Below are 12,565 nucleotides of genomic sequence, written 5' to 3' on the forward strand. Positions count from 1 at the left end.
ACCAACATGTCTGACGGCTGGAATATTGCTCTGTTAGGAGCGACGGGCGCAGTAGGTGAAGCTTTGCTGGAGCTGCTCCATGAGCGCCAGTTCCCGGTTGGTGAGTTGTATCCGCTGGCCAGCGAGCGCAGTGCTGGGGCTACCGTGCGCTTTAACGGCAAAAGTATACTGGTTGAAAATGTTGCTGAATTTGACTGGTCACAGGCGCAGTTGGCTTTCTTTGTCGCCGGCCCTGAAGCCTCGCAGCAATATGCGGAAGAGGCGGGTAACGCCGGTTGTCTGGTTATCGACAGCAGTGGTCTGTTCTCAATGGAGCATGATGTGCCGCTGGTGGTGCCGAGTGTCAATCCTCAAGTGCTGGCGGATTACCGTAATCGCAATATTGTTGCGGTGGCCGATAGCATGACCAGCCAGTTGTTGACAGCTATCAAGCCGCTGACAGAACAAGCGGGTTTGTCCCGCCTGCATGTCACGGCGCTCATTTCTGCCTCAGCCCACGGTAAAGTCGCGGTGGACGATCTCGCCGGACAAAGTGCTAAGCTGCTCAACGGCATCCCTGCTGAACCGGGCTTCTTTGCCAAACAGCTAGCATTTAATGTCTTGCCGCTGATGGCGGATGAAGAGGGCAGTGTACGCGAAGAGCGCCGCTTGGTAGATCAGGTGCGCAAAGTGCTACAAGACGATGGTTTGCCTATTTCGGTGACTTGCATTCAGTCGCCAGTATTCTATGGCCAGGCGCAGGTGGTGCATCTGGAAGCGCTGCGCCCAATCTCCTCGGATGAAGCCCGTAGCGAGCTGGAGAGCTGCGAAGATATCCAATTATCTGAAGAAGATGATTACCCCACACAGGTCAGTGATGCATCGGGCAGTGATGTCCTGAGCATAGGTTGTGTGCGCAATGACTATGGTATTCCCGAGGTATTACAGTTCTGGTCGGTGGCCGACAACATTCGTTTTGGTGGCGCATTAATGGCGATTGAAACGGCGGAGCGCCTGTTGCAGGAGCAACTTTACTGATGTCCGAACTTGAGTTGGCTCAGCAAAAAACAGTTGCGCAGCAAGAGGGCGCAGTGGCAGAAACGGCCAGTTTGAAGATTGCGCTGGGTATCGAATATAACGGCAGCCGCTATTTCGGCTGGCAACGTCAGCAAGAGGTCACCAGCGTGCAAGCTTGCCTGGAGGCGGCACTCTCGAAAGTTGCTAATGCGCCTATTGGCGTATTTTGTGCAGGGCGGACGGATGCGGGGGTGCACGCGACCGGGCAGGTGGTGCATTTTGTCACCACGGCAGTGCGCAAAGATGCCGCCTGGACGATGGGGGTCAATAGCCATCTGCCGGGCGATATTGCAGTGCGCTGGGTAAAAACGGTTGATGAAGATTTCCATGCCCGTTTCAGTGCCACGGCCCGCCGCTACCGCTATATTATTTTTAACCATCGCTATCGCCCGGCGGTATTGGCGCAAGGGGTGACCCATTGCCATCAGCCACTGGATGCCGAAAGAATGGAGCAGGCTGCGCAGTGTCTACTTGGCGAGAATGATTTTACCTCGTTCCGCGCCGTGCAGTGCCAGTCGCGCACACCATGGCGAAATGTAAAACATATCAAAGTTACCCGACACGGCGCGTATATCGTGGTAGATATCAAGGCCAATGCCTTTGTGCATCATATGGTGCGCAATATTGTCGGCAGCCTGATCGAAATTGGTTGCGGTAATCAAGATGTGACCTGGATGGCCGAGTTGCTGGCGCTAAAAGACCGAACTCGCGCGGCGGCAACCGCGAAAGCGGAAGGGCTATATTTGGTCTCTGTTGACTATCCTGAGCGCTTTGGTTTACCCGCAGCGCCGATGGGGCCGCTTTTTTTGGCAGATGATTGATTAGGATAAAATGATGGGTGTTTGGCTGAACACTGACCTTAAGCTAAGGAATACTTAAGGAAGTTCAGCTAGTCTCAATCAAAGTTTAAGCTTGCTCACCACTCGAGAGTATTTATGGAATTTATACGTTTCGTTATTGATTTTATTTTGCATATTGATGTTCATCTGGCTGAGTTGGTGGCGCAGTATGGGGTCTGGGTTTATGGCATTTTATTCCTGATTTTATTCTGTGAAACCGGTCTGGTGGTGACGCCATTCCTGCCTGGCGACTCTTTGCTCTTTGTCGCCGGCGCGCTGGCATCATTGCCATCCAATGATATCAATGTGCATATCATGGTGGCCCTGATGGTGACGGCGGCTATTTTGGGGGATGCTATCAACTACACCATTGGCCGAGTGTTCGGTGAAAAGCTCTTTAGCAACCCGGATTCCAAAATTTTTCGCCGCAGTTATCTGGATAAAACCCATCAGTTTTACGAGAAACATGGTGGAAAAGCGATCATTCTGGCGCGATTTGTGCCCATTATTCGCACTTTTGCACCGTTCGTCGCCGGAATGGGGAAAATGTCCTATCGTCACTTTGCGGCCTATAACGTGATTGGGGCGTTGGTATGGGTGCTGTTATTCACCTATGCTGGTTACCTGTTTGGTAATGTGCCTATCGTACAGAACAATCTGAAATTGCTGATTGTCGCCATTATTGTGGTGTCAATTTTGCCCGGTGTATTTGAGATTTGGCGGCATCGGCGCGCGGCGGCACGTCAAAAAAATCAGTAAAAACGTTACCTAAGCCAAGGGTTCGACCAGTTTTTTATCTACACTGTCGAGCCAATATGGTTTAATGAGTGACATTTATGGTCTGTTCCTGCGGACAACCCGAATTTCTGTGCCTTAGCCACGCTGTGTTGGCGTGTATCTCAGGCATTTTTTATTGGGGCGTTTTCAGGGAGATGGTTAAAGCATGAACAGCGGACTGGCAACGGCCAGGTTCAAACAGAAAGGTCATCGATGAGCTGGATTGAACGAATTCTTAACAAAAGCAATATCACACAAACCCGTAAAGCGAGTATTCCTGAAGGGGTGTGGACGAAATGTGACAGTTGCGGTCAGGTACTTTACCGTGCCGAGCTAGAGCGCAATCTGGAAGTTTGTCCTAAGTGTGATCACCATATGCGTATGTCAGCCCGTGCACGGTTACATATGCTGCTGGATGCAGGTAGTGAAGTTGAATTGGGTAGCGAGCTGGAGCCGAAGGACATCCTGAAATTCAAGGATTCCAAAAAGTATAAAGATCGTATTTCGGCCGCTCAAAAAGAGACTGGCGAGAAAGATGCTTTGGTTGCCATGAAAGGAACCTTGCAGGGCATGCCTGTTGTTGCCGCCGCATTTGAGTTTGCCTTTATGGGCGGTTCAATGGCGTCAGTAGTGGGGGCGCGTTTCGTCCGCGCCGTAGAGCAGGCACTGGAAGATAATTGCCCGCTGGTGTGCTTCTCCTCCAGTGGCGGTGCCCGTATGCAGGAAGCATTGATGTCACTGATGCAGATGGCAAAAACCAGTGCGGCGCTGGCTAAAATGCAAGAGCGCGGTTTGCCCTACATTTCAGTGCTGACAGACCCTACCATGGGGGGTGTTTCCGCCAGTCTGGCGATGCTCGGTGATATCAATATCGGTGAGCCTAAAGCCCTGATCGGTTTTGCCGGCCCACGGGTTATCGAGCAAACCGTACGAGAGAAACTGCCGCCGGGCTTCCAGCGCAGTGAATTCTTGATTGAAAAAGGCGCTATTGACATGATCGTGCGCCGTCCGGTTATGCGTCAGACGATTGCCAGCATCTTGTCTAAATTGACTCATCAGCCACAGCCAAACGTGGTTGACGCCAAAGATAGTAGTGCTGCGACGGATACTCAGGCAGAAGCTTGATTCTCCCAACGGGCATCACCCTGATAAGGTGGTGCCCGGTTATTGTGAATAAAGGTCAGTGACGGGACTCATGAACAATCATCAAACTCCCCAAGCCACGTCGCCTTTGGCCGCGTGGCTTTACTATCTTGAGCGCTTGCATTCTCAGCCAATCGAGTTGGGTCTGGAGCGTGTTAAACAGGTTGCTGAGCGTCTTGATCTGCTTAAACCTGCCCCGAAAGTATTTACCATTGCCGGCACTAATGGCAAAGGCACCACCTGTTGTACTCTGGAATCAATTCTACTGGCAGCTGGCCTGCGGGTAGGGGTCTACAGCTCACCTCATCTTTTGCGTTACACCGAGCGAGTCCGTATTCAGGGGCAAGAGCTACCTGAGGCCGAACATAGCCACTCTTTTGCCCAAATTGAGGCCGGGCGCGAGGGTATCTCGCTGACTTACTTCGAATTTGGCACCTTATCGGCGCTGCAACTATTTAAGCAAGCTAAGCTTGATGTAGTGATTCTGGAAGTGGGGCTGGGTGGGCGTTTGGACGCGACCAATATTGTTGATTCTGATGTCGCGGCTATCACCAGTATCGCGATAGACCACACCGACTGGTTGGGCTTTGATCGCGAAAGCATTGGGCGCGAAAAAGCGGGTGTGTTCCGCGCCGGAAAACCCGCCGTGGTGGGTGAACCCGATATGCCGCAATCCATTGCCGATGTCGCCGCGCAACTTGGCGCACCACTCTATCAGCGTGATAAAGCATGGCAATTTAGTCAGCAAGCGAACCGTTGGAGCTGGCAGTGCGACGATCAGCAGTGGCGTGATTTACCGCTGCCCAATGTGCCGTTGGCGAATGCGGCCACCGCATTGGCGGTGCTGCACTATTGCGGATTACCATTGAGCGAATCAGTTATTCGCCAGGGCTTGCAGGCTGCCCGCCTGCCAGGGCGCTTCCAGATTGTCAGTGAGCAACCTTTGTTGATTTTGGATGTTGCCCATAACCCACATGCTGCACGTTATTTGACCGACAGACTCGCTCAATTGCCGAAACAGGGTAAAGTACGGGCAGTGGTTGGGATGTTATCAGATAAAGATATTGCTGGAACCTTAGCGTGCTTATCCGAACAGGTCGACGAGTGGTATTGCGCACTGCTAGAGGGGCCGCGTGGGGCTACTGCGGCGCAGTTGGCTGAGCATCTCACGCTATCTCGCCAATTTAGTGATGTTGAAACTGCCTGGCGTCAGGCCATGCAAGATGCACAACCACAGGATGTGGTCATTGTCTGTGGCTCTTTCCATACTGTCGCCCATGTGATGGCTGCATTGAATCTATGACCGTATCCTTTTGATAAAAATCGAATTTATAAACGAATGAACGTGGGGAATGCGAGTGGCAAGTAAGTTCCAGAACCGTTTAGTCGGGACCATCATTCTGGTGGCGTTGGGCGTGATTTTGCTGCCGGGGCTGCTGGATGGTAAAAAGAAGCATTATGAGGATGAGTTTGCTGCTATCCCATTAGTGCCAAAACCCGGTGATAGCCAGGAGATTGACGCGGTTCCACCGGTCAGTCAGCCTTTGCCTATCGCGCCACCAGAAGGTGCAGCGCAAGCGGTGGAAGTCCCTAAAGATGACTCCGCCTCTCAAGCCGCTAATGATGCCGGTAACCTGCCATCTGAACCGACAATCGTTGCACCGCCAGCGATGCAAAATAAGCCGATTGAGGTGAAACCTGTCGAGAAGCGACCGGTCGAAATCAAACCGACTCCGGCAGAGAAAAAACCGCAGGAAGTTAAGCCTAAAGCGGAGGTTAAGCCAGAAGTTAAACCAGAAGTTAAGCCGGAGAGCAAACCGGCCGCAGAAGAGAAGGCACCGGTAGGGCAGGCTTATGTCGTCCAACTGGGGGCGCTCAAAAACGCTGCTAAAGTGAATGAGGTGGTCGCTACATTGCGCCTGTCAGGCCATCGGGCATTTACGGTGCCTGCGACCCCGGTTCAGGGCCAGATAACACGAGTATTTGTCGGGCCGGATGCATCAAAACAAAAACTGCAATCCGCACTGCCGGAGCTTAATTCATTAAGCGGGCTGAATGGGCAGGTCAGGCCCTATAGCACGGGGCGTTAAGATTTAGCTAAGCAGTAGGATGTCAGTGCGCACGGGGTTTGGGCGCTAAGTTTGTGCGGCGATTGTTGTTTTTAAAATCGCCGCACTTTAATTTGTCGCGGGGTCAGAAACCCCTACGCAAACGTTTTCTTTTTCTGTTAGAATTCGCCGCGAACAGGATGCAGCGGCGATTTCGTCATTGGAATAGTCATGGTCTGGATTGATTACGTCATTATAGGGATTATCGGATTTTCTGCGTTAGTCAGCTTAATCCGGGGATTTGTCCGTGAAGCATTGTCACTTGTAACATGGGGATGTGCGTTTTTTGTCGCCAGCCATTTTTACACTTACCTTGCTATCTACTTCACCCGTTTTGAGGATGAAGTGGTACGTAACGGCATTGCCATCGGCATTTTGTTCATCGCGACATTGATCGTCGGGGCTATTGTTAACTATGTGATTGGTTCACTGGTTGAACGTACCGGGTTATCAGGAACAGACAGGGTATTGGGGATCTGTTTTGGGGCGCTGCGAGGTGTTCTGATTGTCTCAGCCATGTTGTTCTTTCTCGACACGTTTACCGGCTTCTCACAAAGTGAAGACTGGAAACAGTCACAATTAATCCCGCAGTTCAGTTATATCATCAGGTGGTTCTTTGACTACCTGCAGAGCACGTCGAGTTTCTTACCGAATCAATTACCGATTCGAAGCGGCTTATGAGGAAAAGACAACATGTGCGGTATTGTCGGTATCGCCGGTTTTGCACCGGTAAACCAGTCGATTTATGATGCGCTGACGGTGCTCCAGCACCGAGGCCAGGATGCTGCGGGCATCGTTACCATTGATGCCCATAATGGGTTCCGGCTGCGTAAAGCAAATGGCTTGGTGAAGGATGTATTTGAAACCCGGCATATGCTGCGCTTACAGGGGAATATGGGGATTGGCCATGTTCGCTACCCGACCGCTGGCAGCTCCAGTGCTTCCGAGGCTCAGCCCTTCTACGTTAACTCACCGTTTGGCATCACCCTGGCTCATAACGGAAATTTGACTAACGCTCACCAACTGAGAAAGAAATTATTCGAAGTTTCTCGCCGTCATGTGAACACCACCTCTGACTCAGAAATTCTGCTGAATATTTTTGCCAGTGAATTAGATCGTTTCCAACACTACCCGCTGGAATCTGACAACATTTTTGCCGCTGTTGCCGCCACGCATCAGTTGATCCGTGGTGCCTATGCTTGCGTCGCGATGATTATCGGCCACGGCATGGTCGCCTTCCGTGACCCTAACGGCATCCGTCCGCTGGTGATTGGTAAACGCACCCTGGTTGATGGCCGTAATGAGTACATGGTTGCTTCTGAAAGTGTGGCACTTGATACCCTTGGCTTCGAATTCCTGCGTGATGTAGCGCCGGGCGAAGCGGTGTATATCACCGAAAAGGGCCAGTTGTTCACCCGTCAGTGTGCTGAAAATCCAAAATTCAATCCGTGCTTGTTTGAGTATGTCTATTTTGCCCGTCCTGACTCCTTTATGGATAAAATTTCTGTTTACAGTGCGCGGGTGCGCATGGGGCAGAAATTGGGCGCAAAAATTGCTAAACAGTGGGAAGATCTGGATATTGATGTGGTTATCCCTATCCCGGAAACCTCCTGCGATATCGCGCTGGAAATTGCCCGTATTCTGGATAAACCGTATCGTCAGGGGTTTGTGAAAAACCGCTATGTAGGCCGCACTTTCATCATGCCGGGCCAGCAAGAGCGCCGTAAATCAGTGCGCCGCAAACTGAACGCCAACCGTGCCGAGTTCCGCGATAAGAATGTGCTATTAGTGGATGACTCAATCGTACGTGGTACGACCTCAGAACAGATAGTCGAGATGGCACGTGAAGCTGGGGCGAAGAAAGTCTATTTTGCTTCTGCCGCTCCTGAGATTCGCTTCCCGAATGTGTACGGTATCGATATGCCTAGCGCCAATGAGTTGATTGCCCATGGCCGCGAAGTGGACGAGATTCGCCAGTTGATTGGTGCCGATGCACTGATTTTCCAGGATCTTCCTGACCTTATCGAAGCAGTACGCGAAGATAACCCAGATATCACTCAGTTTGAGTGCTCAGTCTTTAATGGTGTTTACGTCACCAAAGATGTGGATCAGAGCTATCTGGAGTATCTGGAGTCGTTACGTAACGATGATGCACAGGCATTACGTAATCATAACGAAGCAGAAAATCTTGAAATGCATAATGAAGGGTAATTACTCCCTCGTGTTTTGAGTTGCCGCACTATAGGCCGCATATCAAAATCTACCGGTACATCCAGTGCCGTTTGAGCGGTAAAGGCAAATGAATTAAAAAGGTGCAACCTGCGCTCAGGCGCGGTGCACCTTTTTTGTTATCGATTCATCGGCAAAACAGTCGAGAGTGAGTGGCTATAACTTGCTAATCCCTGCCTGATACGGCAAAGTTTGCCCCTATTTCTTTATGTTATGCTTAGTTTGAAAAGCATAATGTCAGTGTGAGGCAGTGTTCCATGAAACGACTTATTATCGGTATCAGTGGTGCCAGCGGGGCCATCTATGGCGTGCGGCTGTTACAGGTGCTGCAACATGTCGAGGGCGTGGAAACGCATTTGATTCTCAGTCATGCGGCGCGTCAGACTCTGGCGCTTGAAACCGAATTCAGTGTTAAGGATGTGCAGGCGCTGGCGGATGTGGTGCATGACTCACGAGACATTGCGGCTTGTATCTCCTCGGGGTCATTCAAGACCCATGGCATGGTTATTTTACCCTGCTCAATCAAAACCTTATCTGGCATTGTCCATAGCTACACCGATGGATTATTGACTCGTGCTGCTGATGTGATATTGAAAGAGCGCCGGCCATTGCTGCTGTGTGTTCGCGAAACCCCGCTACATTTAGGCCATTTACGGCTGATGGTGCAGGCCGCTGAGTTGGGTGCGGTGATTATGCCCCCGATGCCTGCGTTCTATCACCACCCTCAAACCATTCAGGACATTGTTGATCAGACCGTTAATCGGGTTATCGATCAATTTGATATTGAGCTACCTGAAGATCTTTTTGTTCGTTGGCAAGGCCATAATTAACATTTCCCACTTAATTGATACATTTGTGCAACATCGCACTGAAATGGGGCGAGTAATGCACCATAATGATCCCGTTGCACGATCTGTGCTGTGATATAAATTGCCAATTTGATTTCTGTTCATAGCCTGATGCCCTGATTTAGTGATGATCGTGCTAAGAAAGCAGTGATGGAATCTGCTTTCCCTCCAGATAATTACTGGCACGATTACTGCAAATTGATCTATGAAAAGTTATTAATTTAAGAAAACTCTGGGCTGTGCAGAAATCTAACGTGCTTTATGGCATCGAAAATCAATTTGAGGATTATGTATGAATAAGAAGATTCTGGTTCTTCCTTTAGTTTTAGCATTGGCTGCCGCGAGCAGTGCTTTTGCTGCCATTCCTAAAGATGTCAAGATTGGTACTGATCCCACTTATGAACCATTTGAATCTAAAAATGCCAGTGGTGAACTGGTCGGTTTTGATATCGATATAGCAAAAGAGTTATGCAAACGCATTGATACTAAATGTACTTTTGTTGAGAGTGACTTCGATGCATTAATTCCATCACTCAAAGCTAAAAAAATTGATGCCATTATCTCCTCGCTCTCCATCACTGAAAAACGGCAAAAAGAGATTGCCTTCACCGACAAACTTTACGCCGCCAATGCCCGCTTAATTGCGCCAAAAGATAGCAAGATCGAACCGACTTTGGTGGCCTTGAAGGGCAAACGTGTTGGCGTGTTACAAGGGTCGACTCAGGAAGCATTCGCCAATGCTGAATGGCAGCCCAAAGGCATCGATGTTGTTGCCTATCAAAACCAGGACTTGATCTATGCTGACCTGGCTTCAGGTCGCATTGACACCGCTTTCCAGGATGAAGTGGCGGGCAGTGAGGGTTTCCTGAAACAAGAGGTCGGTAAAGGCTACGCCTTTGCTGGGCCGTCAGTTAAAAATGATCAATTCTTTGGCGTAGGCACCGGAATGGGCTTGCGTAAAGATGATGCAGAACTGAAAGCCGCGTTGGATAAAGCCTTTGCCGAAATGCGTAAAGATGGCACTTACGACAAACTGGCGAAAAAATATTTCGATTTTGATGTTTACGGCGGTTAATTCTATTACCGTCATGGCCCCTGTCTATTCCGGCAGGGGTCACTAAGGGTACTTAATAATAGTCATTTACCAGACTCCTTACTCAGTAAAACAGGATAACCCAGATGCTGGATGGATATTCGAAACTGATATTTGAGGGTGCGCTGGTGACGCTGGAGTTAGCATTGTGCTCAGTGCTGCTGTCAGTGATTATCGGCCTGATGGGTGCCGGTGGAAAGTTATCATCAAATCGGCTGTTATCTGGCTTATTTGAGTGCTACACCACGCTTATTCGCGGTGTACCGGATTTAGTTTTAATGCTGCTTATCTTCTATGGTTTGCAAATAACCCTAAATAGCGTGACTGAATCGCTCGGTTTTGAACAAATCAATATAGACCCTCTCTCCGCCGGGATTATTACCCTCGGCTTTATCTATGGTGCTTATTTCACGGAAACCTTCCGTGGTGCTTATATGGCGGTTCCTGCCGGCCAAATTGAAGCGGCCACCGCATTTGGTTTCACCCCAAGCCAGATTTTCCGCCGAATTATGTTTCCGGCGATGATGCGCTATGCACTACCAGGTATTGGTAATAACTGGCAAGTCATTTTAAAAGCAACAGCATTGGTCTCTATTTTGGGATTAAATGATGTGGTTAAAGCAACCCAGTTGGCGGGAAAGGGGACCTATCAACCCTTCTTCTTTGCTCTAGTGGCGGGTGCGGTTTATCTGATCTTCACCACGCTATCAAATGGTGTATTGCTATGGTTGGAACGGCGCTATTCCCAAGGGGTGAAGAGGGCTGAACTATGATTGAAATCCTGCACCAGTATTGGCAAGCACTACTTTGGAGTGATGGCTACCGCTTTACCGGAATGGCCGTCACTTTGTGGTTATTAATATCCTCGGTAGTCATGGGGGGGCTGCTAGCTATTCCTTTAGCGGTAGCTCGGGTGGCCGAACGGCGCTGGATTCGCTTACCGGTCTGGATTTTCACCTATATCTTCCGTGGCACACCACTATATGTGCAATTATTGGTATTCTATTCCGGTATGTACAGTCTGGAGATAATCCGAGGCAATGATCTACTTAATGCATTCTTCCGCAGTGGATTAAATTGTACTATTTTAGCGCTGACGCTAAATACCTGTGCCTATACTACCGAGATTTTCGCCGGTGCCATTCGTTCGGTGCCACATGGTGAAATTGAAGCAGCCAGAGCTTATGGTTTCTCGCGCTTTAAAATGTATCGTTGCATTATTTTACCTTCGGCCCTGCGTATTGCCTTACCGGCCTACAGTAATGAAGTGATTTTAATGCTGCACTCTACGGCGCTGGCTTTTACAGCCACAGTGCCGGATATACTGAAAATAGCGCGTGATATTAACGCCGCGACTTATCAGCCGTTTTATGCTTTTGGTATTGCTGCCGTACTTTATCTGATTATCTCCTTTACGCTAATTAGCCTGTTCCGCCAGGCAGAGAAACGTTGGCTGGCTCATATAAAACCGCAGGCATCGCATTAAGTACGGAGAAACCATGATGGACACATTAGAAACTATGACTGACGCATCAGAAACTAAAATAGCTGAAACCAAACTGTCTGTGACCGAATTGCATAAGCACTATGGTGAACACGAGGTTTTAAAAGGTGTTTCCCTCTCAGCCAAAGCGGGGGATGTGATCTCCATTATTGGCTCCTCCGGCTCGGGGAAAAGTACTTTTTTACGCTGTATCAATTTTCTGGAAAAACCCAGCGAAGGCACGATCAGTGTAAATAATCAAAATATCCGCTTAGTTCGAGATAAAGATGGGCAATTAAAAGTCTTCGATAAAAAAGAGCTGCAATTACTGCGTACCCGGTTAACGATGGTATTCCAGCATTTTAATTTATGGAGCCATATGACAGTGCTGGAAAATGTCATGGAAGCACCGGTTCAAGTATTAGGGCTGAGCAAAGCGGTGGCGAAAGAGCGGGCTATTCGTTATTTGGATAAAGTTGGCATTGATGAGCGGGCGCGGGCGAAATATCCGGTACATCTTTCTGGCGGTCAGCAACAACGTGTTTCTATTGCCCGCGCATTAGCAATGGAGCCGGATGTATTACTGTTTGATGAACCCACCTCAGCGCTAGACCCTGAACTGGTCGGTGAAGTATTACGTATTATGCAAAAACTGGCAGAAGAGGGGAAAACCATGGTGGTAGTGACCCATGAAATGGAGTTCGCTCGCCATGTTTCGAACCATGTTATCTTCCTGCATAAAGGGGTCATTGAAGAGGAAGGCCCGCCGGCTGAACTTTTTGGGCACCCTAAAAGCCTCCGCTTACAGCAGTTCCTTTCTGGTGCACTGAAGTAATCTACTCCAATGAGATGGGTGTTCTACTCATCTCATCGCCCTACCAACCTCTCAGCTTTTCATCTCCATAATAATAAAAATTCAAATCATTATGATTTGAATATAATGATATCAATATAAGCAATATAACATCTCATGTAAAAATAAATTAAAG

The 12,565-nt window shown here is 49.3% G+C and carries 13 protein-coding genes; all 13 read left to right on the plus strand.

All coding sequences use genetic code 11. From position 1 onward, the window contains the following. Window positions 1–6 precede the first annotated feature (6 nt). The 13 genes from FFE93_RS06815 to hisP all read left to right on the plus strand — a co-directional run bounded on the left by FFE93_RS06815 (window position 7) and on the right by hisP (window position 12,411). A complete protein-coding gene (locus tag FFE93_RS06815; protein ID WP_049601619.1) occupies window positions 7–1,017 on the plus strand; it encodes an aspartate-semialdehyde dehydrogenase in 1,011 nt (336 codons plus the stop codon). Then, window positions 1,017–1,877, plus strand: a complete 861-nt coding sequence (gene truA / locus FFE93_RS06820; protein ID WP_074007331.1) for a tRNA pseudouridine(38-40) synthase TruA — start codon at window positions 1,017–1,019, stop codon at window positions 1,875–1,877. Before FFE93_RS06815 ends, truA begins: the two co-directional genes overlap by 1 nt. A gap of 114 nt (window positions 1,878–1,991) precedes the next feature. After that, entirely contained in the window at window positions 1,992–2,654 is a 663-nt protein-coding gene (locus FFE93_RS06825; RefSeq protein WP_005276713.1) for a DedA family protein, read from the plus strand. Window positions 2,655–2,885: 231 nt separating this feature from the next. Beyond that, the gene (gene accD / locus FFE93_RS06830; RefSeq protein ID WP_005276714.1) at window positions 2,886–3,797 is read left to right on the plus strand and encodes an acetyl-CoA carboxylase, carboxyltransferase subunit beta; all 912 of its coding nucleotides are present in this window, start codon (window positions 2,886–2,888) and stop codon (window positions 3,795–3,797) included. A gap of 70 nt (window positions 3,798–3,867) precedes the next feature. After that, window positions 3,868–5,118, plus strand: coding sequence for a bifunctional tetrahydrofolate synthase/dihydrofolate synthase (gene folC / locus FFE93_RS06835; protein WP_032898391.1), 1,251 nt, complete (start codon window positions 3,868–3,870; stop codon window positions 5,116–5,118). A 55-nt stretch (window positions 5,119–5,173) separates the two neighbouring features. Next, a complete protein-coding gene (gene dedD, locus FFE93_RS06840; RefSeq protein WP_032898403.1) occupies window positions 5,174–5,905 on the plus strand; it encodes a cell division protein DedD in 732 nt (243 codons plus the stop codon). 189 nt (window positions 5,906–6,094) lie between these two features. Then, window positions 6,095–6,604, plus strand: a complete 510-nt coding sequence (gene cvpA, locus FFE93_RS06845; protein WP_004875284.1) for a colicin V production protein — start codon at window positions 6,095–6,097, stop codon at window positions 6,602–6,604. 12 nt (window positions 6,605–6,616) lie between these two features. Then, window positions 6,617–8,134, plus strand: coding sequence for an amidophosphoribosyltransferase (gene purF / locus FFE93_RS06850; RefSeq protein WP_005276717.1), 1,518 nt, complete (start codon window positions 6,617–6,619; stop codon window positions 8,132–8,134). Window positions 8,135–8,409: 275 nt separating this feature from the next. Then, window positions 8,410–8,982, plus strand: a complete 573-nt coding sequence (locus FFE93_RS06855) for a UbiX family flavin prenyltransferase (RefSeq protein ID WP_005276719.1) — start codon at window positions 8,410–8,412, stop codon at window positions 8,980–8,982. Window positions 8,983–9,292: 310 nt separating this feature from the next. Beyond that, window positions 9,293–10,075, plus strand: a complete 783-nt coding sequence (hisJ, locus tag FFE93_RS06860; protein ID WP_005276721.1) for a histidine ABC transporter substrate-binding protein HisJ — start codon at window positions 9,293–9,295, stop codon at window positions 10,073–10,075. Window positions 10,076–10,179: 104 nt separating this feature from the next. Further along, window positions 10,180–10,866 (plus strand): histidine ABC transporter permease HisQ, encoded by a 687-nt coding sequence (locus FFE93_RS06865; RefSeq protein ID WP_005276723.1) that lies wholly within the window; start codon window positions 10,180–10,182, stop codon window positions 10,864–10,866. Next, window positions 10,863–11,579, plus strand: a complete 717-nt coding sequence (locus tag FFE93_RS06870; RefSeq protein ID WP_032898392.1) for an ABC transporter permease — start codon at window positions 10,863–10,865, stop codon at window positions 11,577–11,579. The genes FFE93_RS06865 and FFE93_RS06870 overlap by 4 nt, the downstream gene beginning before the upstream one ends. 34 nt (window positions 11,580–11,613) lie before the next feature. Then, entirely contained in the window at window positions 11,614–12,411 is a 798-nt protein-coding gene (gene hisP / locus FFE93_RS06875) for a histidine ABC transporter ATP-binding protein HisP (protein ID WP_005276727.1), read from the plus strand. Window positions 12,412–12,565: the final 154 nt, after the last annotated feature.

It is taken from the genome of Yersinia sp. KBS0713, assembly GCF_005937895.2.
In the GTDB taxonomy this organism is placed as follows: domain Bacteria; phylum Pseudomonadota; class Gammaproteobacteria; order Enterobacterales; family Enterobacteriaceae; genus Yersinia; species Yersinia bercovieri.

Excerpts from the sequence above, each read along its gene's own strand:
- FFE93_RS06855 (WP_005276719.1), top strand. The coding sequence starts at position 8,410 with ATGAAACGACTTATTATCGGTATCAGTGGTGCCAGCGGGGCCATCTAT.
- FFE93_RS06815 (WP_049601619.1), top strand. The coding sequence starts at position 7 with ATGTCTGACGGCTGGAATATTGCTCTGTTAGGAGCGACGGGCGCAGTA.
- FFE93_RS06825 (WP_005276713.1), top strand. The coding sequence starts at position 1,992 with ATGGAATTTATACGTTTCGTTATTGATTTTATTTTGCATATTGATGTT.
- purF (WP_005276717.1), top strand. The coding sequence starts at position 6,617 with ATGTGCGGTATTGTCGGTATCGCCGGTTTTGCACCGGTAAACCAGTCG.
- FFE93_RS06870 (WP_032898392.1), top strand. The coding sequence starts at position 10,863 with ATGATTGAAATCCTGCACCAGTATTGGCAAGCACTACTTTGGAGTGAT.
- accD (WP_005276714.1), top strand. The coding sequence starts at position 2,886 with ATGAGCTGGATTGAACGAATTCTTAACAAAAGCAATATCACACAAACC.
- truA (WP_074007331.1), top strand. The coding sequence starts at position 1,017 with ATGTCCGAACTTGAGTTGGCTCAGCAAAAAACAGTTGCGCAGCAAGAG.
- hisJ (WP_005276721.1), top strand. The coding sequence starts at position 9,293 with ATGAATAAGAAGATTCTGGTTCTTCCTTTAGTTTTAGCATTGGCTGCC.
- hisP (WP_005276727.1), top strand. The coding sequence starts at position 11,614 with ATGACTGACGCATCAGAAACTAAAATAGCTGAAACCAAACTGTCTGTG.
- cvpA (WP_004875284.1), top strand. The coding sequence starts at position 6,095 with ATGGTCTGGATTGATTACGTCATTATAGGGATTATCGGATTTTCTGCG.
- FFE93_RS06865 (WP_005276723.1), top strand. The coding sequence starts at position 10,180 with ATGCTGGATGGATATTCGAAACTGATATTTGAGGGTGCGCTGGTGACG.
- folC (WP_032898391.1), top strand. The coding sequence starts at position 3,868 with ATGAACAATCATCAAACTCCCCAAGCCACGTCGCCTTTGGCCGCGTGG.